The 26,327-nt window shown below is 72.5% G+C and carries 20 protein-coding genes and 1 pseudogene; 17 read left to right on the top strand and 4 right to left on the bottom strand.

Going from position 1 to position 26,327, the window contains the following annotated elements; genetic code table 11:
* Positions 1-16 precede the first annotated feature (16 nt).
* Entirely contained in the window at positions 17-1,360 is a 1,344-nt protein-coding gene (locus ACFWA9_RS08925) for an APC family permease (RefSeq protein WP_380384744.1), read from the bottom strand.
* 87 nt (positions 1,361-1,447) lie between these two features.
* On the opposite strand from ACFWA9_RS08925, the gene ACFWA9_RS08920 reads away from it, so the two are divergent.
* Positions 1,448-2,422 carry a 4-hydroxy-3-methylbut-2-enyl diphosphate reductase gene (locus tag ACFWA9_RS08920; RefSeq protein WP_329489423.1) on the top strand — a complete coding sequence of 325 codons (975 nt, stop codon included), beginning with the start codon at positions 1,448-1,450 and terminating at the stop codon, positions 2,420-2,422.
* Positions 2,423-2,564: 142 nt separating this feature from the next.
* Positions 2,565-3,314, top strand: coding sequence for a polyphosphate--glucose phosphotransferase (gene ppgK / locus ACFWA9_RS08915; protein WP_380384741.1), 750 nt, complete (start codon positions 2,565-2,567; stop codon positions 3,312-3,314).
* A gap of 107 nt (positions 3,315-3,421) precedes the next feature.
* Here the strand turns inward: ppgK and ACFWA9_RS08910 are convergent, their stop codons facing one another.
* Complete coding sequence (locus tag ACFWA9_RS08910; protein ID WP_380384738.1) at positions 3,422-3,991, bottom strand: DUF6542 domain-containing protein; 570 nt, start codon at positions 3,989-3,991, stop codon at positions 3,422-3,424.
* Between the two features lie 257 nt (positions 3,992-4,248).
* On the opposite strand from ACFWA9_RS08910, the gene ACFWA9_RS08905 reads away from it, so the two are divergent.
* The 4 genes from ACFWA9_RS08905 (at position 4,249) to ACFWA9_RS08890 (ending at position 6,499) form a co-directional block, all read left to right on the top strand.
* A complete protein-coding gene (locus ACFWA9_RS08905; protein WP_380384735.1) occupies positions 4,249-4,641 on the top strand; it encodes a glyoxalase in 393 nt (130 codons plus the stop codon).
* A gap of 75 nt (positions 4,642-4,716) precedes the next feature.
* Positions 4,717-5,790, top strand: a complete 1,074-nt coding sequence (gene ychF / locus ACFWA9_RS08900; RefSeq protein ID WP_329489426.1) for a redox-regulated ATPase YchF — start codon at positions 4,717-4,719, stop codon at positions 5,788-5,790.
* A 176-nt stretch (positions 5,791-5,966) separates the two neighbouring features.
* Positions 5,967-6,248 carry a type II toxin-antitoxin system Phd/YefM family antitoxin gene (locus ACFWA9_RS08895; RefSeq protein WP_380384732.1) on the top strand — a complete coding sequence of 94 codons (282 nt, stop codon included), beginning with the start codon at positions 5,967-5,969 and terminating at the stop codon, positions 6,246-6,248.
* Entirely contained in the window at positions 6,245-6,499 is a 255-nt protein-coding gene (locus ACFWA9_RS08890; protein ID WP_328955342.1) for a Txe/YoeB family addiction module toxin, read from the top strand. Before ACFWA9_RS08895 ends, ACFWA9_RS08890 begins: the two co-directional genes overlap by 4 nt.
* Before the next feature lie 408 nt (positions 6,500-6,907).
* Here the strand turns inward: ACFWA9_RS08890 and ACFWA9_RS08885 are convergent, their stop codons facing one another.
* Both ACFWA9_RS08885 and ACFWA9_RS08880 read right to left on the bottom strand, forming a co-directional pair.
* Positions 6,908-7,567: an HAD-IA family hydrolase gene (locus tag ACFWA9_RS08885; protein ID WP_380384728.1), complete on the bottom strand. Its 660-nt coding sequence runs from the start codon at positions 7,565-7,567 to the stop codon at positions 6,908-6,910.
* Between the two features lie 64 nt (positions 7,568-7,631).
* Positions 7,632-8,770: pseudogene (locus tag ACFWA9_RS08880) on the bottom strand (dihydrofolate reductase family protein).
* A 326-nt stretch (positions 8,771-9,096) separates the two neighbouring features.
* Between ACFWA9_RS08880 and ACFWA9_RS08875 the strand changes: the two are divergent.
* The 11 genes from ACFWA9_RS08875 (at position 9,097) to ACFWA9_RS08825 (ending at position 26,327) form a co-directional block, all read left to right on the top strand.
* Positions 9,097-9,915, top strand: a complete 819-nt coding sequence (locus ACFWA9_RS08875) for a methyltransferase domain-containing protein (protein ID WP_352289997.1) — start codon at positions 9,097-9,099, stop codon at positions 9,913-9,915.
* 172 nt (positions 9,916-10,087) lie between these two features.
* Positions 10,088-11,524: a DUF4190 domain-containing protein gene (locus ACFWA9_RS08870; RefSeq protein ID WP_380384725.1), complete on the top strand. Its 1,437-nt coding sequence runs from the start codon at positions 10,088-10,090 to the stop codon at positions 11,522-11,524.
* A gap of 203 nt (positions 11,525-11,727) precedes the next feature.
* On the top strand, positions 11,728-11,880 hold the full coding sequence (locus tag ACFWA9_RS08865) for an SPOR domain-containing protein (protein ID WP_329489432.1): 153 nt from the start codon (positions 11,728-11,730) through the stop codon (positions 11,878-11,880).
* Between the two features lie 10 nt (positions 11,881-11,890).
* Positions 11,891-12,298: an NUDIX domain-containing protein gene (locus ACFWA9_RS08860; protein ID WP_380384722.1), complete on the top strand. Its 408-nt coding sequence runs from the start codon at positions 11,891-11,893 to the stop codon at positions 12,296-12,298.
* 412 nt (positions 12,299-12,710) lie between these two features.
* Complete coding sequence (locus tag ACFWA9_RS08855; RefSeq protein ID WP_359805991.1) at positions 12,711-15,284, top strand: SpoIIE family protein phosphatase; 2,574 nt, start codon at positions 12,711-12,713, stop codon at positions 15,282-15,284.
* 272 nt (positions 15,285-15,556) lie between these two features.
* Positions 15,557-18,100: a SpoIIE family protein phosphatase gene (locus ACFWA9_RS08850; RefSeq protein WP_380384719.1), complete on the top strand. Its 2,544-nt coding sequence runs from the start codon at positions 15,557-15,559 to the stop codon at positions 18,098-18,100.
* Positions 18,101-18,238: 138 nt separating this feature from the next.
* Entirely contained in the window at positions 18,239-20,113 is a 1,875-nt protein-coding gene (locus tag ACFWA9_RS08845; protein WP_380384716.1) for an ABC transporter family substrate-binding protein, read from the top strand.
* A 315-nt stretch (positions 20,114-20,428) separates the two neighbouring features.
* Positions 20,429-22,297 (top strand): translational GTPase TypA, encoded by a 1,869-nt coding sequence (gene typA, locus ACFWA9_RS08840; protein WP_329489436.1) that lies wholly within the window; start codon positions 20,429-20,431, stop codon positions 22,295-22,297.
* Positions 22,298-22,727: 430 nt separating this feature from the next.
* Positions 22,728-24,362 carry an ABC transporter substrate-binding protein gene (locus ACFWA9_RS08835; protein ID WP_380384713.1) on the top strand — a complete coding sequence of 545 codons (1,635 nt, stop codon included), beginning with the start codon at positions 22,728-22,730 and terminating at the stop codon, positions 24,360-24,362.
* 89 nt (positions 24,363-24,451) lie between these two features.
* The gene (locus ACFWA9_RS08830) at positions 24,452-25,396 is read left to right on the top strand and encodes an ABC transporter permease (RefSeq protein WP_352290007.1); all 945 of its coding nucleotides are present in this window, start codon (positions 24,452-24,454) and stop codon (positions 25,394-25,396) included.
* Positions 25,389-26,327 (top strand): ABC transporter permease, encoded by a 939-nt coding sequence (locus tag ACFWA9_RS08825; protein ID WP_352290009.1) that lies wholly within the window; start codon positions 25,389-25,391, stop codon positions 26,325-26,327. The genes ACFWA9_RS08830 and ACFWA9_RS08825 overlap by 8 nt, the downstream gene beginning before the upstream one ends.

Below are 26,327 nucleotides of genomic sequence, written 5' to 3'. Positions count from 1 at the left end.
GATGCCGACAGGGAGGTCAGCGGCGGACACCGGCGGCCGCGGCCCCCTGGACCAGCAGCACGACGAGCCCGACCGCCAGCCAGACGGCCCCGGTGAGCTGCGCGGTGGACGAGGCCTCGTAGACCACCGCGCCGATCACCGTGATGCCCAGCAGCGGCGCCACCAGGTGCCGCGCCCAGTCCCGCGAGCCGTGCTTCACCACGTACCAGCCGATCACCGAGGCGTGCAGCAGTGCGAAGGCCGTCAGCGCGCCGACGTTGACCACCGAGGTCAGCTGGTCCAGCCCGTCGTCCCGGTTCGCCGCCCAGACGGCCGCACCCATCGTGATCACTGCGGCCACCAGCAGCGCCCGGCGCGGCACCGCCGAGTCGGGGTCCACCGCGGCGAGGAAGCGCGGCAGCCGCCCCTCCCGTCCCATCGCGAAGACCAGCCGCCCGGCGGCCGCCTGCCCGGCCAGCGCCGCGAAGGCCGCGCCGATCGCCTTGCTCGCCGCCACCAGCACGTGCAGCCAGTGCCCGACCCCGCGCTCCACGGTGTCGTAGAACGCCGAGCCCTGGGCGGCCGGATCCGCCGCCAGCTGCTGCGGGGTCAGCGGCTCCAGCAGCGCCGCCAGGTACGTCTGCAGCACGAACAGCACCCCGGCCAGGGCCAGGCACCAGAGCACCGCCCGCGCCACCGCGGCGGAGGCGCCGACCGCCTCCTCCACGAAGGTGGCGATCGCGTCGAAGCCCAGGTACGACAGGACGGCCACCGACACGGCCGAGATCACGGCCGTCGGCGAGAAGCCGCCGACGGCCGTGAACGGCGTGTCCCAGCCGCGCTGCGCCCCGTCCCGGGCCAGCACCACCACGGCCGCCACCACGAAGACCGCCAGCACCGCGATCTCCAGCGCCAGCACGGCCAGGCCGACCACCGCCGCCGTCCGCACCCCGGCCAGGTTGAGCGCGGTGGTGACCACCACCGCCAGCGCCGTCCACACCCAGCGCGAGACGTCCGGGACCAGCGAGTTCAGGGCGATGCCGGAGAAGAGGTACGCCACCGCCGGGATCAGCAGGTAGTCCAGCATCGCCATCCAGCCGGCGATGAACCCCGGACCCTCGCCCAGCCCGGCCCGCGCGTAGGCGAACACCGAGCCGGTCCGCGGCACCGCCCGCACCATCTGGGCGTACGAGAGCGCGGTGAACCCCATCGCGACCGTGGCGGCCAGGTAGACGGCCGCCACCGCGCCGTGGCTCTTGGCGTCCAGCACGCCGAACACGCCGACCGGGGCCATCGGGGCGATGAACAGGAGCCCGTAGACCATCAGATCGCGCACGCCCAGGCTGCGCCGCAGGCCGCCGTCGTCGACTCGATCGCTCATCACGTCCACATTTGAGCACCGGTGACCGGATCCGGCTCGAAGGCGCCTTCCGTCGGCGCGGCTCGCCGCCGCCCGTACGATGGAGCCATGTCCAACACCGCGCAGCGCCGTGTCCTGCTCGCCGCCCCCCGGGGCTACTGCGCGGGCGTCGACCGCGCCGTGATCGCCGTGGAGAAGGCCCTGGAGCAGTACGGGGCGCCGATCTACGTCCGCAAGCAGATCGTCCACAACAAGTACGTGGTGCAGACCCTGGAGAAGCGGGGCGCGATCTTCGTCGACGAGACGGAGGAGGTGCCCGAGGGTTCGATCGTGGTGTTCTCCGCGCACGGCGTCGCGCCGTCCGTCCACGACGAGGCCAAGGAGGGCCGGCTCGCCACCATCGACGCCACCTGCCCCCTGGTCACCAAGGTGCACAAGGAGGCCGTCCGCTTCGCCGACGAGGGCTTCGACATCCTGCTGGTGGGCCACGAGGGCCACGAGGAGGTCGTCGGCACCATGGGCGAGGCCCCGGACCGGATCCACCTGGTGGACGGTGCCGAGGACGTCGCCAACGTCGAGGTCCGCGACGAGTCCAAGGTCGTCTGGCTCTCCCAGACCACGCTCTCGGTGGACGAGACCATGGCCACCGTCGGCGAGCTGAAGAAGCGCTTCCCGCTGCTGGTCAGCCCGCCCAGCGACGACATCTGCTACGCCACCCAGAACCGCCAGGTCGCCGTGAAGCAGATGGCGTCCGAGACGGACCTGCTGATCGTGGTCGGCTCCAGGAACTCCTCCAACTCGGTCCGCCTGGTCGAGGTCGGCCTGGAGTACGGCGCCAAGGCCGCCCACCTGGTGGACTTCGCCGACGAGATCCAGGAGTCCTGGCTGGACGGCGTCACCACGGTCGGCCTGACCAGCGGCGCCTCGGTGCCGGAGATCCTGGTCGACGGCGTCCTGGAGTGGCTGGCCGCGCGCGGCTACGGCGACGTGTCGACCGTCAAGACCGCCGAGGAGCACCTGACCTTCTCGCTGCCCAAGGAACTCCGCCGCGACCTGCGCGCCGAGGCCGCCGGCAAGCTGTAACGGACCTCCCGGGAACCCGGTGCCCCGCGCGGGCGCCGGGTTCTCCGCTGCGCGCGGCCGTGCGCGCCCGGCCGCGCTCTCGTAGTTTTGTACACAGCTGTGCACAGGCCTGTGGACAACGGTTACGCGGAGGGCGGTCGTCATGACGGCGGTATTCGGTGTGGACATCGGCGGTTCGGGCATCAAGGGTGCTCCCGTCGACCTCGCCCGGGGCGTGCTCGCCCAGGAGCGGCACAAGGTCCTCACCCCGCAGCCCTCGGCCCCGGAGGCCGTGGTCGCCGCCGTCCGCGAGGTGGTCCGGCACTTCGACCACCAGGGACCGGTCGGGCTGACCTTCCCCGGGGTGGTGGTGAACGGCCAGACCAGAACGGCGGCCAACGTCGACAAGGGCTGGATCGGCCTGGACGCGGCGGGCCTGTTCCGCGAGGCGCTCGACCTGCCGGCCGTGGTGCTCAACGACGCCGACGCGGCGGGTCTCGCCGAGACCGTCCACGGGGCCGGCCGCGACCAGCGGGGCGTCGTCCTCGTGCTGACCTTCGGCACCGGCATCGGCAGCGCGCTCTTCGTGGACGGCGCACTGGTGCCCAACACCGAGCTGGGCCACCTGGAGCTGCGCGGCAAGGACGCCGAGCGGCGGGCCTCCTCGGCCGCCAAGGAGCGGCACGACCTGAGCTGGGAGCAGTGGGCGGGGCGGGTCGACGAGTACCTCGACCTGGTGGAGATGCTCTTCTCGCCGCAGCTGATCGTGATCGGCGGCGGGGTGAGCCGCAAGCACGAGAAGTTCCTGCCGGTGCTGCGCGAGCGCGAGGCGCGGGTGGTCCCGGCCGAGCTGCGCAACGACGCGGGGATCGTCGGCGCGGCCATGGCGGCGGCCCGGGCCTCCACCGGCTGACCGGTACGGCCTCCGCGGCCGCGTACGGTGCCGGGTCGGGGAGTGGGCCGGGGGCGGGTCGGGCCGGGGCGGGGGCGGGAAGTCGGCCGGTCCGACGTCCCGTCTCCTCAGCGGTCGCGGTGGATCCGCCGCTGGGCCACGAAGCGGGCGAGCACGATGGCCGCGGCCAGGCCGGTGCCGGTGAAGAGCCAGCCGGCCCGCGTCGCCAGACCGGTCGCCAGCGCCACCACCTGGGCCGTCAGGCCCGAGGAGGTGACCGGGCCGAGCAGCAGCAGGGCGACGGCGAAGGCGATCGGGCCGCTGATCGGGGCGGCCAGCAGGTCGGCGAAGCGCACCCGGACGGCCAGCTGGAAGCAGATGACCAGGTAGCCGATGCCGAACAGCACCCCGAGACCGCCGAAGAGCATCCGGTCCACGCCCGCCAGGGCGACGGTCGCGACCGTCGCGGCCACGCCGGTGCCGATCGCGGTCAGCCGGGTCGGCCGCCCGGTGCGCCGGCGCCCGTAGAGCCGGCTGTCCGGGTGGCCGCCGCGGCGGGCGCCGCCCCGTTCGCCGCCCCGTTCGCCGCCGTGGCCGTCGTCCCGGGCGTCCTCGCGCTCGCCGGTGCGGGGTCCGAACGGCAGGCGCAGCCCGGTCCGGCCCGCGCCCGGGCGGCCGCGCTCGGCTCCGCCGGCCACGGCGCGTAGCCGGGAGGCGGGTGCCGCGGAGCCCTCGTCGGTCTCGGGGGCCCGCCCGGGCCCGGGGACGGCGGCCCCGGCCGCGCCGTTAGGCGGTCGGCGTCTGGGCCCTGGCGGTTGGGTTCGGATGCGCTGCTCCACCCACCCAACGTACGGTCCGATCATCGCCACACTGTGTAATGGGCCACAGGACCTTGCTCCGTGTCTCCGGACGGAGTACTGGTGTGATCGTCGCTCAACTCGACCATGGGGGGCTCATGACCGGCGGATTCGCCTTCGAACGCCTGCACCACGTGCGGCTCGACATCCCGGCTGGCGCCGAGGACGAGTGCCGCGCCTTCTGGCACGGCGTCCTGGGCATGGCCGAGCTGACCAAGCCCCCGGTCCTGGCCGCCCGCGGCGGCTGCTGGTTCCGGGGCGGTGGGGTGGAGGTGCACCTGGGCGTCGTTCCGGAGTTCCGCCCGGCCCGCAAGGGCCACCCGGGGATCCAGGTGCGCGCCCTGGACGCGCTCGCCGAGCGGCTGGCCGCGCACGGCCACGAGGTCGTCTGGGACGACGCCCTGCCGGGTCACCGCCGGTTCCACTCCAGCGACCGGTTGGGCAACCGCCTGGAGTTCCTGGAGCCGCTGCCGGTGGACGCGGGCGCCTGACCCGCTGCCCGTAGACTGGGCGATCGGCCCGCACGGTGCCGACCCAACTCCTCCAAGCCCACGGGACTGCGCTTCATGTCGCTCACGATCGGAATCGTCGGCCTGCCGAACGTCGGCAAGTCGACCCTGTTCAACGCCCTGACCAAGAACGACGTGCTGGCGGCCAACTACCCGTTCGCCACCATCGAGCCGAACGTCGGCGTCGTCGGTGTCCCGGACGCCCGGCTGAAGAAGCTCGCCGAGATCTTCGGCTCGCAGCGGATCCTCCCGGCGACCGTGGACTTCGTGGACATCGCGGGCATCGTGCGCGGCGCCTCGGTCGGCGAGGGCCTGGGCAACAAGTTCCTGGCGAACATCCGTGAGTCCGACGCGATCTGCCAGGTCATCCGGGCCTTCGTCGACCCGGACGTGGTGCACGTCGACGGCAAGGTCTCGCCGAAGGACGACATCGAGACCATCAACACCGAGCTGATCCTCGCCGACCTCCAGTCGATCGAGAAGGTGCTGCCGCGGCTCCAGAAGGAGGCCCGGCTCAAGAAGGAGTCGGCCGCCACGCTGGCCGCCGCCGAGGCCGCCCAGAAGATCCTGGAGACCGGCAAGACCCTCTTCGAGGTGGGCTTCGACGCCTCCTCGGTGCGCGAGCTGCACCTGCTCACCACCAAGCCCTTCCTCTACGTCTTCAACGTCGACGAGGACGAGCTGGTCGACGAGGAGTTCAAGGAGGCCCAGCGCGCCCTGGTCGCCCCCGCCGAGGCCATCTTCCTGAACGCCAAGATCGAGTCCGAGCTGATCGGCATGGACGAGGACGAGGCGCTGGAGCTCCTCCAGTCCATGGGCCAGGAGGAGACCGGCATGGCCACCCTCGGCCGGGTCGGCTACGAGACCCTCGGCCTGCAGAGCTACCTCACCGCGGGCCCCAAGGAGACCAGGGCCTGGACCATCAAGAAGGGCGCCACCGCCCCCGAGGCCGCTGGTGTGATCCACACCGACTTCCAGAAGGGCTTCATCAAGGCGGAGATCATCTCCTTCGACGACCTGGTCGCCTGCGGCTCCATCGCCGAGGCCCGCAGCAAGGGCAAGGCCCGCATCGAGGGCAAGGAATACCTCATGCAGGACGGCGACGTCGTGGAGTTCCGCTTCAACGTGTGAGATCCTGATTACTTTGAGCTAGATTGATCTGTCACATGCGCAGGTCGGACGGGGCCCGCCTCTCTGAGGCGGGCCCCGATCCCTTTTCCGTGCTGACGTGGTGCTGACTTCTTCGACCCGTCGCGCCTGCTTGACTGGTACGTTATGTGGTACCAGTCATGGAGGGAGTTCAGTCGATGTCGATCACTGCCAGCGAGGCGCGCAAGGCTCTCTTCCCGTTGATCAAGAAGGTCAACGACGATCACGAGGCCATCGAGATCGTCTCCAAGCACGGAAATGCCGTACTCGTCTCGGCCGAGGACTATGCCGCCCTGCGTGAAGGCTCCTACCTGTTGCGCTCGCCGGTGAACGCCCGCCGCCTGCTCAAGGCGTATGAGAACGCCCTTGGCGGCGTAGGGCTTTCCGAGCGGGAGCTCATCGACCCTGATGCGGCGGATGGCGAGAAGGGTGCCGCGTGAGGCTCGTCTTCGAAGAGGGCGGCTGGGAGGACTACACGTCCTGGCTCAAGAGCGACCGCAAGATGCTCGCCCGCATCAACAAGCTCATCGAGGACGTGTTGCGCGACCCGTTCACCGGCATCGGCAAGCCCGAGCCGCTGAAGTACCACCTGCCCGGGGCCTGGTCGCGGCGGATCGACGATGAGCACCGCCTCGTCTACTTGGTGACGGACCGGGAGATCATCGTTCTGGCCGCCCGTTACCACTACTGATGGCTGGCTGCGAGTTCGGTTCACCGTGCTGATTCCGTGCTGACTTGGGCCGTCAGGGTCAGCGTTTTCGCAGGTCACGGCGTTGTGGTGGAGGTTCCGCTTCACCGTGTAGCCGTTTGCTCGCTGGGCGCCAGTTGACCGGTCGAGCGCGCAGCTCGGAAGGGGTCGGACTCTGTCGAGTCCGACCCCTTCGTCGGTACCGGGCTGGAGGGGTGCTGGATTCCTGGCGCCCGGTCAGCGGCGATCAGGTCCCGTAGCCGCTGGATCGATGTCCCACCGCTGAAGGACCAGCTGCCAGGGGCCCGGTCGCGGCGGACCGATGACGAGCGGCGCCTCGTCCATCTGGTCACCGACCGGGAAGGCGTCGTCCTGGCGGCCCGCTCTCACTGCTGGTCCCCGGTGGCGGCGTCAGGCGATGTGGACGGTGAGGGTGCCGTCGGGGGCGGGGGTGACGGTGACCTGCTCCAGGGTGGGGGCGTGGGCGGCGGTGCGGTGGGCCGTGGCGCGGGGGCCGATGCCGAGGACCGGGATGCCGGCGGCCACGGCGGCGGCGATTCCGGCCGAGGAGTCCTCCAGGGCGAGGCAGTCGGCGGGGGCGAAGCCGAGGGCGGCGGCGCCCTTGAGGAAGCCCTCGGGGTCCGGCTTGCTGGCGCCGACCGACTCGGCGGTGACGAGGACCGGCGGCAGCGGGAGGTCGGCGGCGGCCATCCGGACGCGGGCGAGCGGTTCGTCGGCGGAGGTGACCAGGGCGTGCGGCAGGCCGGCCAGTGAGGCGAGGAAGGCGGCCGCGCCGGGGATCGGGACGACGCCCTCGACGTCGGCCTTCTCCTCGGCGAGCATCCGGTCGTTGTCGGCGCGGTTGAGTGCGACCGGGCGGTCGGGCAGCAGGGCGGCCATGGTGGCGTGGGCCTGGCGGCCGTGCGCGAGCCGGAGCACCTCGGCGGGGTCGAGGCCGTTCGTCTCGGCCCAGCGGCGCCAGCAGCGCTCGACCACGGCGTCGGAGTTGACCAGGGTGCCGTCCATGTCCAGCAGGAGGGCGCGGGTGGTCAGGGTGAGGGAGGTGGGCATGCGGGGGCTCCTCGCGGGCGGCGGGCGGGCTTCCGAGTCTATTGTTCAGCAAGGATACAAAAGATCAACCCACCAGGTGCGCGTTGACCGCGCGGGCCTCCTCGGCCAGCTCCGGCAGCTCCACCACCTCGACCCCGGCCGCCTCCAGGAGTGCCGTCCCCTGGCAGTCGGTGACGAACAGGTCCGGCTCGCGCCAGGCGACGACCACCCGGGGCACGCCGGCCGCGATCAGCAGCCGGGCGCACGGCAGCGGCCGGGAGGCCCGCCGCCCGCAGGGCTCCAGCGAGCTGTAGACGGTGGCGCCGCGCAGTCGGGGATCGCCCGCCGGGAGCTTGGCGAGGGCGGCCTCCTCGGCGTGGTCCAGCGCGTCCGCCTCCCGGCTCCAGCCCTCGGCGAGCACCTCGCCGTCCGCGCCGACGATCACCGCGCCGACCGAGAAGGCGGTGCTGGAGGGCGGGCAGCGGCGCGAGAGCTCGACGGCCCGCCGCAGGTGTGCGAGGTCGGACGGTGCGCTGGTCACGGGGCGGACTCCTTGGGGGCGTACCTGAGCAGGACGACATCGTCCACGGTACGTGCCTCCAGCAGGCGCATCCGGCGGGCCGGTCCGCCGGGGAAGGCCGCCGGCCGGACGAAGCGCGGCGCGTCCGCCTGTCCGACCAGCAGCGGGGCGACCGCCAGCTGGAGCTCGTCGGCCAGGCCCTGGGCCAGGAACTGGGTGTGCACGCCGCTCCCGCCCTCGACCATCAGCCGCCGCACCCCCCGGGCCCCGAGGTCGTCCAGGACGGCCCCCAGCTCCACCGTGCCGCCGAGCGCCACCACCTCGGCCAGCCCGTCCAGCGCCGGGCGGAGCACGGCGGCGCCGGCGTCCGAGGTGTAGGCGACCTTGTCGCCGCCGGTGTGCCAGAACCTGAGCGAACGGTCGAGGGCCCCGCTCGCGGTGAGGGTGACCTTCAGCGGGTACTCCGGCCGGCCGGCCGCGAGCCGGGCCGCCCGTCGGCCGGGGTCGTTGACCAGCAGTCGGGGGTTGTCCGCGCGCAGGGTGTTGCCGCCCACCAGGATCGCGTCGCTGGCGGCGCGCTCCGCGTCCACCCGGTCGAAGTCGGCGGGGCCGGAGAGCAGCAGGCGGTCGGGGGAGGCGTCGTCGAGGTGCCCGTCGAGGGACATCGCGGCGCTCAGCAGGACGAAGGGGCGGCGGCCGGGCATGGTGAACCGTTCTGTCGGGAGCCCGTCCACGGTACGGGCCCCGGTGCGGGCGCCGAGCCGCGCGGGGGCAGGAGTTCGCCCGGGGGTCCGCCGCCGGAGGGGCCGCGTTCGCCGAGGGGGCCCACCCCGGTCCGGACCTCGCGCCGCCCCTCGACCCGTAGTCCCCGCAGGGCGAAGCCCCCGCCCGGGCCCCGGGCGGGGGCGTTCACGTGAATCGTTCGTTCGACATGTGAGACGAATCTTCTCGCCATACGGGACAGGGAGTAGCGTCGGAGGCGTCGGAGGAACCGACCGCAGGGAACGCGACCGAACCCAGGGGGACCGCCATGACCGGACCGCAGCCCACCGTCTACACGCACGGGCACCAGGAGCCCGTGCTGCGCTCGCACCGCTCCCGCACGGTGGCCAACTCGGCCGCCTATCTGCGGCCCGAACTGCGGCCGGGGCAGGCCGTGCTGGACGTCGGCTGCGGCCCCGGCACGATCACCGCCGAGCTGGCCGAACTGGTCGGCCCCACCGGGCGGGTGGTGGCCGTGGACACCTCGGCCGAGGTGCTGGAGTCGGCCGCCCGGTACGCGGCGGACCGGGGCCTGGCCAACGTGGTCTTCGAGATCGCCGACGTGCACGGACTGCCTTACGCGGACGGGGAGTTCGACGTGGTGCACGCCCACCAGGTGCTGCAGCACGTGGCCGACCCGGTGGGGGCGCTGCGGGAGATGCGCCGGGTCACGGCGGTGGGCGGCGTGGTCGCGGCCCGGGACGTCGACTACGCGACCATGACCTGGTACCCGCAGGTACCGGAGCTGGACCGCTGGCTGGCGCTGTACGGGCGGATCGCCCGGGCCAACGGCGGCGAGCCGGACGCCGGCCGACGGCTGCTGTCCTGGGCCCGGGAGGCCGGCTTCACCGACGTCACGGCGACGTCCAGCAGCTGGACCTACGCGTCGCCCGAGCAGCGTGCCTGGTGGGGCGGGCTGTGGGCGGACCGGATCGTGGCGTCCGACATCGCCGACGCGGCGGTGGCCGAGGGGTACGCGGACCGGGCGGAGCTGGAGCGGATCTCGGCCGGGTGGCGGGCCTGGGTGGCCGCCGAGGACGGGTGGTTCGCGATGCTGCACGGCGAGGTGCTGGCACGCCGCGGGTGAGCGGCGGGCGGCCGGAAATGGGCGGGAGGGTGTGCTCCAAGATCGGGTAAAGTCGCGCGTCCGTTCCCATCGCCCCGGCCGGTCCTCCGCTGGTCCGCCCGGTGGTCCGTCTGCGGAACGTTCGAGTCGAAACTGCCGAGCTGATGCCCGTGACCGGGCCGGGGGAGTCCACGTGTCCAAGCCCGAGTCCGACGCGCCCGTTCCCGGGCCGGTGGCCGCCGCACCGGAGGCCACCGGGCCGGACACCGCCGCACCGGACGCCGCACCGGCCGACGCACCGGCCGACGCGGCACCGGCGGACCGGGTGGAGCTGACCAAGCCCGCGGCCCCCGCCGAGCTCCCGGCACCGGCCACCGCTCCCGCCGCCGACCCGTGGGCCGCGCCCGGCGCGACCACCCCCGCTCCCGCCGCCTCCGGGGCCGCGCCCGCCGCCGACCCGTGGGCCGGCGCCGGGGGGCCGGTCCCGCCCGGGGCGCCGCCGGCCTCCGGCTGGGCCGCCGTCACGCCCGGCGCGATCTCCGGCTTCCAGCCCGGCTACGCCTACCCGGCGACCCCCGAGGTCACCAACGGCTTCTCCGTCGCCGCGCTGGTCACCGGCCTGCTCTGCATGTGGCCGCTCTCGCTCGCCTTCGGCATCGTCGCGCTGGTCCAGATACCCAAGCGCAACGAGCGCGGCCGGGGCATGGCGGTGACCGGTGTGGTGTTCGGTGTCCTCGGGGCGCTGGTCTCGCTGATCGCCTTCATCGGTCTGCTCGCCGCCGGGGTCGAGGAGAGCACCCGCGCCGACCGTCCCGCCCGGGCCCCGAAGGCGCCGGCGGGCTCGGTGCTCTGGTCCTCGCTCAAGTCCGGCGACTGCTACAACCCGGCCGGTGGCGCCGACGGACGCGAGGACGGCGACCAGACGGTCCTCTGGGTGTTCACGGCCCCCTGTGCGCTGCCGCACCACGGCGAGGTGGCCGGCACCGCCCGGATCCCGGAGAGCGGCGGGCTCGCCTACCCGGGCGAGAGCCGCGTCCGCGAGAGCGCCGCGGCGCTCTGCGGCCCGGTGCTCGCCGACTACGCCCTCGACTACTGGGCCGTGCCGGACGGCGTGGACGAGGTCTACCTGTTCCCGGGCCGCGCCAACTGGAAGTCCGGCGAGCGCTACGCCACCTGTGCCTTCGAGGACCGCGACGCCGAGCACCTGGGCAGCGTCCGCACCGACCGGGGCAAGCTGTCCCAGGCCCAGCTGGCCTACCTGGAGGCGGCGCTGGTCTACAACAAGGTCTCCTGGAGCGAGCCGGACGCCGAGGTCGCCGACGCCCGGCCCGAGTTCACCGCCTGGGCGGGCCGGATGGCCGACGCCTCCCGCAAGGAGGCCGAGCAGCTGTCCGGGAGCACGGTGGCCTGGCCGGAGGGCGCCAAGCCGAAGGTGGCCGAGCTGGTGGCCGCCCAGCGCGCCGCCGCGACGGCCTGGGACGCCGCGGCCAAGGCCGTGGACGCGACCGCGCTCGAACGCGAGATCCGGCGGGCGAAGTCGCTGGTGGCCAAGGAGGCGAACTCGACCGTGGAGATCCGCCGGGAGCTCGGCCTCTCGACCGGCGAGCAGGTCGGCGAGATCCGGGTCTGACGGCGGCGGCGGGCGGGCCGGGCCGGTGTCTTACCGGGCGTTAACCGGGCCCGTACACACCGGAAGCGCGCCGGGCGTAGCGTCCCGTGCGCGTGGTCCCGGCCCGACCCCCACGCGGGCCGGGACCACGCGCCCCGGCGGTCGGATGCCCGTGCGGGCACCGGCCGTTCCGGTCCCGGGGCGGGGCGCCTAGGCTCACCGGTATGGACACCTGCCGGGTGATGCGACAGGACGACAACGGCAACCGCTACGTGGTCGCCAAGGGGCTGGACCGGGCCGAGGCCGAACGGCTGGCCGCGGAGTTCGAGGCCCGCGGGCACAAGCAGCTGTACTGGGTGGAGGCCGAGGCCGCATAGGGTCGGGGCCATGGAGAACCGGATCGTCGTCGGGGGCGCGCTCGTCCACCGGGGCCGGGTGCTGGCCGCCCGCCGCAGTGCCCCGGCCGAGGTGGCCGGGCGCTGGGAGTTCCCGGGCGGCAAGGTCGAGCCCGGCGAGACGCAGCCCCAGGCGCTGGAGCGCGAGCTGCTGGAGGAGCTCGGTGTCCGGGCGAGGGCGCTGGAGCCGCTGCCCGGGGCGTGGCTGGTCCGCCCGGGGCTGGAGCTGCGGCTCTGGGTGGCCGAACTGCTCTCCGGCGACCCGCGGCCGCTGCAGGACCACGACGAGCTCCGCTGGCTCGTCGCCGCCGAGCTCGACGGGCTCGACTGGCTCGACCACGACCGCGAAGTCCTCCCGCACCTGACCCGCCTGCTGGCCGGGGCCGACAGCGCGCGCTGACCGCCGCGCGCCCGGCGTGCCCGCCCGCACCACGGGAGGGGCGGGGCGGGCCGCACCCGCCCGCGCCACGCGCGATACGCCAGGTAGGTCAATCGGAAAAGAGGACCCATAAGCCGGGATAGCCTGGGTTCTGCTGGGTATGTCGCTTTTCGGCACCATTCGTCACCATCGGTGAGCCGTCCCCAGCCGGCGACGCCGATCCCGACCAGAGCCGGAGGCCCCGTCGGTGTCGAGTACCGGTCACGGTGGCGGGGGAGCACGAGGCACGGGCACCGGGGGGAGTGCCGCCGCGCGCGCCCGCCTGCGCCGTGGCGCGCGCCCGCAGCAGCAGCCGCCGCTACCGCCGGCCGGCCGCCGCCGGGGGGACGGCGGCGCCCCCGAGGCCGATCCCGCGGACCGTCCCGCGACGTCCATGGTGGCGCCCGACGCGTCCCCGTCGGCGGGCCCCCGCAGCCGCCCCGGCCGCCCCTTCCCGGGCGCCCCAGGAGCCGAGCCGGGCGGCACGGGCGGCCACCGCGAGGGCAATCTGCTCGACGTGGTGAAGGTGGCCATCGCCATCCTGGACACCGCCGGCCGGGTGGTGCTCTGGAGCCCGGCCGCCGAGGAACTGCTCGGCTGGCCGAACGAGCTGCTGGTCGGCCGCCGGATCGACGAGCTGATCCCGGACGAGGACCAGGTCACCCGGATCCGCACGGCGATCCAGGACACCCTGCGCCACGGCCGCTGGGCCGGCCTCACCGAGCTGCGCGACCGGGACGGCGAGGCGGTCACCGTCGACGCCCGGATCTCCCTGCTGGTGGACGGCGACGGCACGCCGTTCCTCCAGGTCAACCTGGCCGAGGCGGCCGCCGTCCGGGCGGTCGAGCGGGACCTCGCCGTCCGGGACGCGCTGTTCGAGCAGTCCCCGCTGGGCATCGCCGTCCTCGACACCGACCTGCGCTACACCGCCGTCAACCAGACCCTGGCCGAGATGAACGGCATGGTCACCGAGGACCACGTCGGGCGGACCACCGGCGAGACCCTGCCCGAGCGGGCCGCCGACGAGATCACCGCCATCCAGCGCCAGGTGCTGGCCACCGGCGAGCCGGTCATCGACGTCACCCTGGCCTCGCCGGTCACCGCCCGCTCCGGGTACCGCTCGATCTCCTACAGCCGGATGACCGACCGGGCCGGCCGGGTGCTCGGCATCTCCGGCACCGTGATGGACGTGACCGAGCGCTACCGGGCGGTCGCCAAGGTCGAGCACGCCCGGCGCCGGCTCTCGCTGCTCAACGAGTTCGGCTCCCGGGTCGGCGACCTCCTGGACGCCTCGCGGATCGCCCAGGAGCTGGCCGGCGCCGTGGTGCCCCGACTCACCGACCACTCCGCGGTGATCCTGCTCCAGGCCGTCGCCCACGGCGACGACCTGCCCCGGCACGGCCACGACCGCCGCACCTCGCTGCTCCAGCTGGGCACCGCCTCCGTCCAGGACGGTCCCGAGGTCGAGGTGATGCTCCGGCGCGGCGCCCGGATCACCTTCTCCGAGGACTCCGCCTGCGGGCGGGTGCTGCGCACCGGCGTCCCCGAGCTGCTCTCCGGCGCCGACCAGCTGAGCGACGTCACCTACCCGGGCGACCCGAAGATGCAGGCCGCCCACGACCTGGGCGTGCACTCGATGCTGGTGGTGCCGCTGCGGGCCCGGGGCATCGTGATCGGCCTGCTGCTGGTCAGCCGGGCCGGCTACCGCGAGGGCTTCGACCGGGACGACCTCGCCTTCACCGTCGAGCTGGCGGACCGGGCCGGCAGCTCCCTCGACAACGCCCGGCTCTACGCCCGGGAGCGCACCGCCGCGCTCACCCTGCAGCGCACCCTGCTCCCGCAGCAGGTCCCGCAGCCCACCGGCGTCGAGGTCGCCTACCGCTACGTGCCGGGCAGCATCGGCACCGAGGTCGGCGGTGACTGGTTCGACGTCATCCCGCTGCCCGGCGACCGCACCGCGCTGGTGGTCGGCGACGTGATGGGCCACGGCCTGCGGGCCGCCGCCACGATGGGCCGGCTGCGCACCGCCGTCCGCGTCCTGGCCGCCCTCGACCTGCCCCCGGACGTGCTGCTGCGGCACGTCCACGAGCTGGCCGACGACCTCGCCCAGGGACCGGACGAGGCGCTGCTGGCCACCTGCGTCTACGCGGTGTTCGACCCGGCCACGGCCCGGCTGACGGTCTCCAAGGCCGGCCACATCCCGCCGGTGCTGGTGGTGCCCCGCGAGGGCGCCGAGGAGCCGACCCGCACCGGCGGCCCGCTGCTCGGCGGGACCGGCCGGATCCTCGACCTGCCGTCCGGCGCTCCGCTCGGCGTCGGCGGGGTGCCCTTCGAATCGGTCGAGCTCAAGATCCCCGAAGGCAGCCTGCTCGCCCTGTGCACCGACGGGCTGGTGGAGTCCCGCGACAAGGACCTCGACGTCGGCCTCGGCCGGCTGGTCACCGTGCTCCAGGAGCCGCACGCCTCCATCCAGGCGGCCTGCGAGGCCGTGCTGGCCACCATGGAGCAGGGCCGCGAGCCCGACGACGTGGCGCTGCTGCTGGCCCGGCTCGGCCACGGCCAGGCCGGCACCCCGACGGCCGGCTGGACGCTGCCCGCCGAGCCGACCGCCGTCTCCCGGGCCCGCCGGCTGGTCCGCGCCGCGCTGGTCGAGTGGGGCGTCGAAGCGCTCACCGACACCACCGAGCTGCTGGTCAGCGAGCTGGTGACCAACTCGGTCCGCTATGCCAGCGCCCCCATCGGCGTACGGTTGACGCTGGGCGAGACGCTGCTGGTCGAGATCTCCGACCCGCTGCCCGATCCGCCCCGCGAGCGTCACGCGGCGGAGGCCGACGAGGGCGGCCGGGGCCTGGAACTCGTCCGCCGGCTGGCACTGCGCTGGGGCGCGCGGGCCGAGGGCATGGGCAAGGTCGTCTGGTTCGAGCAGGCGCTGCCGGGTAATGAGCCCGAGGAGCCGGGTGACGAGTAGGACGCGAGTAGAACGGGACCGCATATGCCAGCAGGGGGCCGGGGGGAGCGCGCACTCCGGCAGGGGGCGCGAGCGTGGCATTGTGGTTGCGCGGGCGGTAGGACAAAAACCTTCGCCCGATCTGATGTTGTGATGTTGAGGGCGTGTGAACGTACCCCTCGATGATGAATACTCGGTCTTCTCGGCATCCGGACGGTCGCGGGTTTGGAGGGGTCGGTCCGTTGAACAGCACCCCGGCGCGTAACGCGCCGAGCAGCAGCGGTCATGCCGCTGTGCCCGGGCAGGCCGGTTCGCCACACCTGCCCGCCCCTTCCGCGGGGCAGGGCCGGGCGGCCCGCCCGGTGGTCGGCGCCCACCAGTGGGGCGCGGGGGACCCGGGCTCGATCTACGACTACATCCGGGTCGCCACCTTCGCGATCGGCCCGGACGGCCGGATCAGCCAGTGGAGCGAGCGCGCCGCCGAGTTCTTCGGCGTGCCCGCCGTCGACGCGGTCGGGGCCGATCCGATCAGCACCTTCGTCCCGCGCGAGCTCTGGCAGCGCGGCCGCACCCGGCTGGAGCGCACGCTGGCCGGCGAGGAGTGGGTGGGCACCACGCCCTACCGCGACGCCACCGGCGGCGAGGGCCTCGCCGAGCTCTACCTGATGCCCGACAGCGCGCTGCCCACCGCCGGTGCCACCTGTCTCGCGGTCGACCTCGGCCGGCTGCGCCGGATCGAGACCGACCTCGCCGCCTCCGAGGCCGTCTTCGGCCAGACCCCGACCGGCTTCGTCCTGTTCGACGACCGGCTCCGGCTCCAGCGGGTCAACGACGCCTTCGCCTCGGGGGTCGGCCTCGCCCCCACCGACCTCGAAGGCCTGACCGCGCACGACCTCTTCCCGGCCCCCGAGGCCGACCGGCTGACCGCCGCCCTGCGCAAGGTCCTCGCCACCGGCGAGCCCGTCTTCGACCTGCGCTTCCACTCCGCCGTGCCGACCCGCGAGGGCAACCGGCTCTGGGCCGTCTCGCTCTACCGCCTCAACGGCTCGGCCGGGCAGCCGATGGGCGTGGCCGGCCAGGTCTCCGACGTCACCTCCCGGCACGTCGCCGAGCGCGAGGCCGACGGGGTGCGCCGCAACCTCGCCCTGCTCAACGAGGCCAGCGCGCACATCGGCTCCACCCTCGACCTGGAGACCACCGCCAAGGAACTGCTGGACGTCGTCGTCCCGCCGTTCTGCGACCTCGCCACCGTCGACCTCTACACCGCGCTGCTCTCCGGCGAGACCGTCCCCAGCGCCGGCCGCTACGGCGACGGCGTGCTCACCGACGGCAGCGGCGAGCTGCGCCGGGTCGCCGTCTCCAGCGTGGTCGGCGGCGCCTCCTCCGTGCTCGGCTCGGTCACCGGCCTGCCGATCGCCGAGGCCGGCGGCACGCTCTGCTACCCGCGCCGCTCGCCGCACGCCCGCGCGCTGCGCACCGGCCGCAGCGTCGTCCCCGAGCCCGGGCCGGACCCGCTGCTGCGCTCCACCCTGATCGTGCCGCTGGTCGCCCGCGACCAGGTGCTCGGCCTGGTCCAGCTCTCCCGCGCGATCGGCAGCGAGCCGTTCGACGCCCGTGACGTCGCCATCGCCGAGGAACTGGTGGCCCGCGCCGCCGTCTGCATCGACAACGCGCGGCTCTACCGCCGCGAGCACGAGCGCGCCCTGATCCTGCAGCGCAGCCTGCTGCCCCCGGGCAACCCGGCCGCCAGCGGCCTGGAGATCGCCTGCCGCTACCTGCCCAGCAACAACAACACCGAGGTCGGCGGCGACTGGTTCGACGTCATCCCGCTGCCGGGCAACCGCACCGCGCTGGTCATCGGCGACGTGATGGGCCGCGGCCTGCGCGCCGCCGTCGCGATGGGCCAGCTGCGCACCGCCGTCCGCACCCTGGCCATGCTCGACCTCGACCCCGCCGAGGTGCTCACCGCCCTCGACGAGATCGCCCGCGGGCTGGGCGACGACTCCGCGCCCGCCGGCTCGCCCACCCCGTACGGGCGGCTCACCTCGACCGCCGACGAGGAGGCCCGCGAGGTCTACCTGGCCACCTGCGTCTACGCGGTCTACGACGCCGTCACCCGGCGCTGCGTCTTCGCCAACGCCGGCCACCTGCCGCCCGTCCTGCTCAGCCCCGACGAGCCCGCCCGGATGCTCGACGTCCCGCCCGGCCTGCCGCTCGGCGTCGGCGGCGAGCCCTTCGAGGAGGTCGAGTTGACCCTGCCGGACGGCGCCGTGCTCGGCCTGTACACCGACGGCCTGGTGGAGAGCCGCAAGCACCAGCTGGACGAGGGCCTGCGCGCCTTCCGCATCGCGCTGTCGGCGGAGGGCAAGAGCCTGGAGAACCTCTGCGACCACGTCCTCGGCGAGCTCAACCCGCACCACGGCGAGGACGACATCGCCCTGCTGATGGCCAAGGTGCACGCCTTCCCCGACGACGCCGTCGGCAACTGGTTCCTGCCGCCCGAGCCGACCTCCGTCGCCAAGGCCCGCGAGCTGGCCTGCAGCTGGCTGCTGGCGCGCGGTCTGGACGAGCTGGTCGACACCACCGAGCTGCTGGTCAGCGAGCTGGTCACCAACGCGCTCCGGCACGGCCGGGGCGAGATCCGGCTGCGACTGCTGCGCGACCGCAGCATGGTCTGCGAGGTCTGGGACGACGGCTACGCCCAGCCGCGCCAGCGGCGCGCGCAGGAGACCGACGAGGGCGGGCGCGGGCTCCAGCTGGTCAGCCTGCTGGCCGAGCGCTGGGGGAGCCGGCGGACGCCCAAGGGCAAGATCGTCTGGTTCGAGCTGTCGCTGTAGGGCCGGTCGCCCCCGGACCGGTCGCCCTCGGCCGGGCACGCTCGGGGCCGCCGCGCGGATCGGCTGTCCGGGTGCAGTCCCCCGGCGGCCGCCGTGTCGGGACGGCCGCCCCGACCGGGTCGGCGTTCGATGGCCGCCATGCGCGTCCGCCAGCTCACCGCCGCAGCCGCCGCGCTGCTGCTCGCCACCGGCGCCCTGGCCGGCTGCTCCGGCGGCCCGGCCCCGGCCCACCCGCCGGTACCGGCTCCCGTACCGGCCCCGCCCACCGCCGTCACCGGGGACGTCGGCCCGCCCGACCGTGCCGCCGTCCGGGAGGGCGGCACGCCGCGCTGGGCGCTGGACGCCGCCCCGGCCACGCTCAACGTCTACCAGCCGACCGCGACCGCGGACAGCGCGCTGCTCGCCCACGCCCTCTACCCCTCGCTGTTCCGGCCGGACGAGCACGGCCGGCCGGTCGCCGACCCGGACTACCTGGAGTCCGCCGAGTGCACCCCGCCCGGACAGCAGCCGCAGGTGGTCACCTACCGGCTCAGCCCGCAGGCCGTCTGGAGCGACGGCACCCCGCTCTCGGCCGCCGACTTCGGCGCGCAGCGGGCCGCCCTCTCCGGCCTCGACCCGGCCTACGCCGGGAACCGTCCGGCCGGGTACGACGCGATCGACTCGATCACCCAGGGGGCCGGCCCGCACGAGGTGAAGGTGACCTTCCGGCGGCCGTACGCGGAGTGGCGCGCCCTGTTCGGTCCGCTCTACCCGGCCGCGGTGACCGGCTCCCCGGCGGCGTTCAACCGCCCGCTGACCGACGGGCCGGAGCCGACGGCGGGTCCGTTCCGGCTCTCCCGGTACGACCCGGCGGGCGGGCGGGTGAGCCTGGTGCGCAGCCCGAACTGGTGGGGGGACCGGCCGAAGGCGGACGGGATCGACTTCCTGGTGGTCCCGGCCGAGGGCCGGCTGGACGCGCTCGACCAGGACCGGCTGGACATCGCCTCGCTCACCGCGGCGGTCGACCGGGCCGGCTCCGCCCCGGCCGCTCCGCCCACCCCGTCCGCGTCCGCCTCCGGCTCCGCCTCCGTATCCGGGTCCGCCTCCGGCTCCGGGTCCCCGGCCGCGACCGCGTCCGCGACCCCCGCCGCCCCGCCCGCCGCGGCGCCGGAGGCCGCCGACCGGGCGCTGCGGCGGGCGGAGGCCCTGCCCGGCATCACCGTGCACCGGGCCGCCGCGGCCGCGCTCACCGAGCTCACCCTGAACGCCGCCCGCGGCCCGCTCACCGACCCGGCCGTCCGGCTCGCCCTGGCCCGCGCGGTCGACCGGCGCCGGGTCGCCGGTGCCGCGCTGACCCCGCTCGGCCTCGCCGCCGCCCCGCTCGGCAGCCACCTGTTCGCCGGTGACCAGGACGGCTACCGGGACAATAGCGCCGCGCTCGGCCCGGCGGACGCGGGCCGGCTGCTGGACGCGGCCGGCTGGAAGCGGCCCGTGGCCGGCGCCACCCGGGTCCGGGACGGCCGGGAGCTGGCCCTCGCCCTGCTGGTCCCGGCCGGCTCGGCCACCGCCCGGCGCACCGCCGACGCGCTGACCGCCGACCTCGCCGGCGCGGGCATCGCGCTCCGGACGGTGGCGGCGCCCGCCGAGGCCTTCGTCCGGGACCACCTGGCGACCGGCGACTACGACCTCGCCCTGTTCTCCTGGCCGGCCGGCCCCCACCCGGCGGTCGACCAGCGTGCCGTCTACGCCAAGCCGCGCCCCGGCGCGGACGGCGCCCTGGAGGCCGGCAGCAACTACGGCCGCTCCGGGACGGAGGAGATCGACCGCCTCTTCGACCGCGCGGCCGCCGAGCTCGACCCCGCCGCCCACCTGGCCCTGCTCCAGGAGGCCGACACCCGGATCTGGCAGCTGGGCCACTCGGTACCGCTCTACCAGCGGCCGGACCTGGTCGCGGTCCGGTCGGACGTGGCGGGCGCGGGCGCCTGGGGCTTCGGCCGGCCGCGCTTCCAGGACGTGGGGTTCCTCGCCCCCTGACCGTGCGCGGGCCGGGGCGACCACGCGGACGACGCCCGGCCCGGCCGGGCCCGGCGGTGCGTGACCGGGGGCCCCGGCACGGCGTCGGCCGGGTGGCGTGCCGGTGATCCACTTGTGATCTTGATCCCGCCCGACCTGCCCGTTTCTGCCGACCTGGAGGGTTCCCCGTACGATAGGAGGAAGCCGTGGCATGTCCTGCCCGGCGGGTGGACCGGTAGTAGCAGGCGGAACGGGCGGCGGTGATCACAACGGATCGCCGGTCGGCGTCACGCAGCCGGGCGCCGAAACCCACGATTCCGGGAGAATCCGCTCAGCATGCCCACGCGCAATGACATCCGCAACGTTGCCATCGTCGCCCACGTCGACCACGGCAAGACCACTCTGGTCGACGCCATGCTGAAGCAGGCCGGTGCCTTCGCCGCCCACCAGCACCTCGATGACCGCATGATGGACTCCAACGACCTGGAGCGCGAGAAGGGCATCACCATTCTCGCGAAGAACACCGCCGTGAAGTACCACCCCAAGGAGGGTGGCGCCCCGATCACGATCAACATCATCGACACCCCCGGCCACGCCGACTTCGGTGGTGAGGTCGAGCGCGGTCTGTCCATGGTGGACGCGGTCGTTCTCCTGGTCGACGCCTCCGAGGGTCCGCTGCCGCAGACCCGCTTCGTGCTCCGCAAGGCGCTCACCGCCAAGCTCCCGGTGATCCTCTGCATCAACAAGACCGACCGTCCGGACTCCCGGATCGACGAGGTCATCAACGAGACCTACGACCTCTTCCTGGACCTCGACGCGACCGAGGAGCAGATCGAGTTCCCGATCGTCTACGCCTGTGCGCGTGACGGCGTCGCCTCGATGACCAAGCCGGAGGACGGCAGCGTCCCGGCCGACAGCGACTCGCTGGAGCCGTTCTTCTCGACCATCCTGTCGGCCGTCCCGGCCCCGACCTACGACGAGGACGCCCCGCTCCAGGCCCACGTCACCAACCTGGACGCGGACAACTTCCTCGGCCGCATCGCGCTCTGCCGCGTCGAGCAGGGCGAGCTGCGCAAGGGCCAGCAGGTCGCGTGGATGAAGCGTGACGGTTCGATCCAGCAGGTGAAGATCACCGAGCTGCTGATGACCGAGGCGCTCACCCGCAAGCCGGCCGAGGTGGCCGGCCCCGGCGACATCTGCGCCGTCGCGGGCATCCCGGACATCATGATCGGCGAGACCCTGGCCGACCTGGAGAACCCGATCGCGCTGCCGCTGATCACGGTGGACGAGCCGGCCATCTCGATGGTCATCGGCACCAACACCTCGCCGCTGGTCGGCAAGGGCGGCAAGGGCCACAAGGTCACCGCCCGCATGGTGAAGGACCGCCTGGACCGCGAGCTGATCGGTAACGTCTCGCTCCGCGTGCTGCCGACCGAGCGTCCGGACGCCTGGGAGGTCCAGGGCCGTGGCGAGCTGGCGCTGGCCATCCTGGTCGAGACCATGCGCCGGGAGCTCTTCGAGCTGACCGTCGGCAAGCCGCAGGTCGTCACCAAGGTCATCAACGGCAAGACCCACGAGCCGGTCGAGCGGATGACCATCGACAGCCCCGAGGAGTACCTCGGCGCGATCACCCAGCTGATGGCGACCCGCAAGGGCCGCATGGAGACCATGACGAACCACGGCTCCGGCTGGGTCCGCATGGAGTTCATCGTCCCGTCGCGCGGCCTGATCGGCTTCCGGACCCAGTTCCTGACCGACACCCGCGGCACCGGCATCGCGCACTCCATCTTCGAGGGCCACGAGCCGTGGTTCGGCGAGCTCCGGATGCGCAACAACGGCTCGCTGGTGGCGGACCGCGCGGGCGTCGTGACGCCGTTCGCGATGATGGGCATCCAGGAGCGCGGCACGCTCTTCGTCGAGCCCACCACCGAGGTGTACGAGGGCATGATCGTCGGCGAGAACTCGCGCCAGGACGACATGGACATCAACATCACCAAGGAGAAGAAGCTCACCAACATGCGTGCGGCCTCCTCCGACACCACCGAGAACCTGGTGCCGCCGCGCAAGCTCTCGCTGGAGCAGTCGCTGGAGTTCTGCCGCGAGGACGAGTGCATCGAGGTGACTCCGGAGACGGTTCGCATCCGTAAGGTCGTCCTGGACCAGAAGGAGCGCGGCCGCACGGCTTCGCGCGCCAAGAAGGCGTGACCACTTCCTTCTGAGCGCCCTTTGGCCTGAATCGATCGCCCCCCTTTCCAACGGAGAGGGGGGCGATCGTTTTCACTACTCCACGCTGTCGACGCGCGTATAAACGGAATATCGCTTAACACAGCAAGGTGTCCGCTGAGCGAACGTGACAGTCCGTCATTCATGACGACTGTCCGTTTGATGCCTGTCTGAGTATGTCTCTTATGTCCGATTTTCGAAACTTACCGACCGTTCATGTGACCTAATTGAGATCGCTAGTGGTCACTTTCGTGTCCGTGCGTGACGGATAGTGGGTGCAGTCAGGCTCGGGTCAAGGGTTAACGCGCAGGGGTGCGCGCCGAAACCACGAGCGCGGACGGCACAACGGAAGCGGCGTCAGCCGACCGTGGTGCTCTCCTCGTTGGAAAGTCGATTTCAGGAGGCATCCCCCATGCGCGGTGCAACCCAGACCAAGTGGATCGTCGCGGCGACCGCTATCGCCCTCGCGGCGACCGCTTGCAGCACCAGCTCGAAGAGCAGTGACAAGGCCTCTTCCGGCGGCGGCACCATCGCCGTCCAGCTCGGCGAGCCGCAGCACGGTCTGGTTCCCCAGAACACCGCGGAGTCCGAGGGTGCCGAGGTTCTCGGTGCCGTCTTCGCCGGCCTGGTCGAGTACGACAACAAGACCAACGAGCCGAAGCTGCGCGTCGCCGAGTCGATCGAGAGCGCCGACAGCAAGCTCTGGACGATCAAGCTGAAGGACGGCTACACCTTCCACAACGGTGAGAAGGTGACCGCCCAGTCGTTCGTCGACGCCTGGAACTGGGGCGCCAACCAGGACAACGCGGCCGAGGGCCTGCCGTTCTTCGCCAAGATCGAGGGCTCCGAGGACCTGGCCCCGGGCAAGGACAAGAAGCCGACCACCGACAAGCTCAAGGGCCTGACGGTCGTCGACGACAAGACCTTCACCGTCTCCCTGACGCAGCCGTTCTCCCAGTTCAAGACCATGCTGGGCTACAACGCGTTCTACCCGCTGCCCAAGGCGTTCTTCACCGACCCGAAGACGTTCGCCGACAAGCCGATCGGCAACGGCCCGTTCGAGATGGACGGCGCCTGGGAGCACAACAAGCAGATCAAGGTCAAGCGCTACGAGAACTTCCCTGCCTCGGACGGCAAGGCGAAGCTCCAGGGCGTCACCTTCAAGATCTACGACAACCTGGACACCGCGTACAACGACCTGCGCGCCGACAACATCCAGGCCACCGACAAGCTGCCGATCTCGGCCCTGTCGAGCGTCAAGGGCGAGTTCGGCGACCGCTACATCTACAAGCCGGAGTCCGGCGTCGGCTACATCGGCTTCCCGATCGCCACCAACCCGGCCACCTACGGCAAGCCGGAGATCCGCAAGGCGATCTCGATGGCGATCGACCGCGAGGCGATCACCAAGACGATCTTCTCGGGCACCCGCGTCCCGGCCGACGACTTCGTCAACCCGCTGATCCCGGGTTACCGCAAGGGCGCCATGGGCGACGCGGCGAAGTACGACCCGGCCAAGGCCAAGGCGCTCTTCGACCAGGCCGGCGGTGTTCCCGGCAACACCATCGAGCTGGGCTACAACGCCGACGGCGGCCACAAGGAGTGGATCGAGGCCGTCGCGAACCAGCTGAAGAAGAACCTGGGCATCGAGGTCACCACCAAGCCGTTCGAGAAGTTCGGCAAGATCCTCGACGCGCTGGGCGAGAAGCAGTACTCGGGCGCCTTCCGCATGGCGTGGTCGATGGACTACCCGTCGATCGAGAACTACCTCCGTCCGATCTTCTCCAAGGTCGCGATCGAGAACGGCTCGAACTACGGCGGCTACGTCAACGACAAGTTCGAGGACCTGCTGAACCAGGCCGACCAGGCGAAGACCCAGGACGAGGGCCAGAAGCTGTACCAGCAGGCCGACGACATCCTGGTGCAGGACCTGCCGTACATCCCGGTGTACACCTACATGTCCTCCGCCGCGTACAGCAAGAAGATCAAGAACTTCGACACCGACGCCCAGGGCCGTATGAACCTGGACGAGGTCGAGCTCGCCGGCTGATCCGGTAGTCAGACGAACGGGGGCGGGCGGACCGGACTACAGTCCCGGTCCTCCCGCCTCCCTTCCTTGCTTGAAAGTGTGGAGGTCTGATGGGCCGCTATGTCATCCGCCGACTGATACAGGCGATCCCTGTCCTGCTCGGTGCGACTCTGCTGATCTATGCCCTGGTTCACTACCTGCCCGGTGACCCGGTGCAGGCGCTGGCCGGTGAGAAGCGAGCCGACCCGCTCGTGGCGGAAATGATCCGCCAGAAGTACCACCTGAACGACCCCTTCCTGCTGCAGTACTGGAACTACATCTCAGGGGTCTTCCAGGGGAACCTCGGCGAGAGTCTGACCGGTCGCTCCGTGACCGACATGATCAGCGAGGCGTTCCCGTACACCGTCAACCTCGCCCTGGTCGCCTTCATCATGGAGGCAGTCATCGGCGTGCTGGCGGGTGTCATGGCGGCCCTGCGCAAGGGCAAGTTCATCGACCAGCTGGTGCTCATCAGCACGCTGTTCGTCATCTCGATCCCGGTCTTCGTCACCGGCTTCGTGCTGCAGCTGGTGCTGGGCGTGAAGCTCAAGACCGACTACGGCGTCGACTTCTTCCCGGTCTCCTTCAACGAGGAGGACGGACTGCGGGCCTACCTGCTGCCGGCCTTCGTGCTGGCGTCGACCTCGCTCGCGTACGTCGCCCGACTGACCCGCACCAGCCTGATGGAGACCATGCGCGCGGACTACGTCCGCACCGCGGTCGCCAAGGGTCTGAAGCGCCGTCGGGTGATCGGCCGCCACGCCCTGCGCAACGCGCTGATCCCGATCGTCACCTTCCTCGGTGCCGACCTCGGCGGTCTGATGGGTGGCGCGGTCATCACCGAGAAGATCTTCAACATGCACGGCATCGGCGGCCTGCTGGCCCAGTCCGTGTACCAGAAGCAGGGCACGGTGATCGTCGGCATGGTCACCCTGCTGGTGATGATCTACCTGATCACCACCCTGCTCGTGGACCTGCTGTACGCCGTGCTCGACCCGAGGATCCGCTATGAGTGACACCATCACCGTGGGCAGCGAGGCGCCCGAGGACAAGACCCCGAAGGCCGCGCCGGAGAAGAAGCAGAAGCCCGAGCGCGTCGCCAGCCTCTGGTCCGACGCACTGCGCGACCTGCGCCGCAACCCGGTCTTCATCATCGGCGCGGTGCTCGTCTCCGCCCTGCTGGTGATCGCCGCCGTGCCGCAGCTGTTCACCGACGGCAACCCGCTCTCGGGCGACGCGTGCGACCTGGCCAACTCCCTGAAGCGCCCGAGCGCCGAGCACTGGTTCGGCTTCGACGTGCAGGGCTGTGACGTCTACACCCGCACCATCTGGGGTGCCCGCAACTCGATCATCGTCGGTGTGCTCACCACCACCACGGTGACCGTGATCGGCGCCCTGCTCGGCCTGCTGGCCGGCTGGGTCGGCGGCATGGTCGACAGCATCCTGTCGCGCTTCACCGAGATCTTCTTCTCCATCCCGCTGCTGCTCGGCGGCATGCTGATCATGTCGATGCTCGGCAAGGGCAACGCCTACACCGTCTCCGTCGTGATGGCCGTGCTCGGCTGGCCGCAGATCTTCCGCATCATGCGCGCCTCCGTGCTGGCCAACAAGCACAACGACTACGTGATGGCGGCCAAGGCGCTCGGCGCCGGCAGCTTCCGGATCACCTTCCGGCACATCCTGCCGAACGCCATCGCGCCGGTGATCGTGGTCTCCGCGATCAGCCTGGGTGTCTACATCGGTGCCGAGGCCGCCCTGTCCTACCTGGGCATCGGTGTCCAGTCCCCGGAGATCTCCTGGGGCCTGATGATCAGCGACGCCCAGCCCCGCTTCCTGACCGCCCCGCACGTGCTGCTCTTCCCGTCCGCGGTGCTGAGCGTCACGGTGCTGGCGTTCATCATGCTCGGCGACGCGGTGCGCGACGCCCTCGACCCGAAGCTCCGCTGA

Origin of the sequence: Kitasatospora sp. NPDC059973 (assembly GCF_042737525.1) — a bacterium.
In the GTDB taxonomy this organism is placed as follows: Bacteria; Actinomycetota; Actinomycetes; order Streptomycetales; family Streptomycetaceae; genus Kitasatospora.
The sequence above is the reverse complement of the archived record's forward strand: the minus strand, read 5'-3'. Positions and strand labels throughout refer to the sequence as shown.

What these genes read in the sequence shown, in the direction of transcription:
- ACFWA9_RS08835 (WP_380384713.1), top strand. Translation starts at nt 22,728, where the DNA reads ATGCGCGGTGCAACCCAGACCAAGTGGATCGTCGCGGCGACCGCTATC.
- ACFWA9_RS08860 (WP_380384722.1), top strand. Translation starts at nt 11,891, where the DNA reads ATGGAGAACCGGATCGTCGTCGGGGGCGCGCTCGTCCACCGGGGCCGG.
- typA (WP_329489436.1), top strand. Translation starts at nt 20,429, where the DNA reads ATGCCCACGCGCAATGACATCCGCAACGTTGCCATCGTCGCCCACGTC.
- ACFWA9_RS08895 (WP_380384732.1), top strand. Translation starts at nt 5,967, where the DNA reads ATGTCGATCACTGCCAGCGAGGCGCGCAAGGCTCTCTTCCCGTTGATC.
- ACFWA9_RS08925 (WP_380384744.1), bottom strand. Translation starts at nt 1,360, where the DNA reads ATGAGCGATCGAGTCGACGACGGCGGCCTGCGGCGCAGCCTGGGCGTG.
- ychF (WP_329489426.1), top strand. Translation starts at nt 4,717, where the DNA reads ATGTCGCTCACGATCGGAATCGTCGGCCTGCCGAACGTCGGCAAGTCG.
- ACFWA9_RS08855 (WP_359805991.1), top strand. Translation starts at nt 12,711, where the DNA reads ATGGTGGCGCCCGACGCGTCCCCGTCGGCGGGCCCCCGCAGCCGCCCC.
- ACFWA9_RS08905 (WP_380384735.1), top strand. Translation starts at nt 4,249, where the DNA reads ATGACCGGCGGATTCGCCTTCGAACGCCTGCACCACGTGCGGCTCGAC.
- ACFWA9_RS08875 (WP_352289997.1), top strand. Translation starts at nt 9,097, where the DNA reads ATGACCGGACCGCAGCCCACCGTCTACACGCACGGGCACCAGGAGCCC.
- ACFWA9_RS08865 (WP_329489432.1), top strand. Translation starts at nt 11,728, where the DNA reads ATGGACACCTGCCGGGTGATGCGACAGGACGACAACGGCAACCGCTAC.
- ACFWA9_RS08885 (WP_380384728.1), bottom strand. Translation starts at nt 7,567, where the DNA reads ATGCCCACCTCCCTCACCCTGACCACCCGCGCCCTCCTGCTGGACATG.
- ACFWA9_RS08825 (WP_352290009.1), top strand. Translation starts at nt 25,389, where the DNA reads ATGAGTGACACCATCACCGTGGGCAGCGAGGCGCCCGAGGACAAGACC.
- ACFWA9_RS08920 (WP_329489423.1), top strand. Translation starts at nt 1,448, where the DNA reads ATGTCCAACACCGCGCAGCGCCGTGTCCTGCTCGCCGCCCCCCGGGGC.
- ppgK (WP_380384741.1), top strand. Translation starts at nt 2,565, where the DNA reads ATGACGGCGGTATTCGGTGTGGACATCGGCGGTTCGGGCATCAAGGGT.
- ACFWA9_RS08830 (WP_352290007.1), top strand. Translation starts at nt 24,452, where the DNA reads ATGGGCCGCTATGTCATCCGCCGACTGATACAGGCGATCCCTGTCCTG.
- ACFWA9_RS08845 (WP_380384716.1), top strand. Translation starts at nt 18,239, where the DNA reads ATGCGCGTCCGCCAGCTCACCGCCGCAGCCGCCGCGCTGCTGCTCGCC.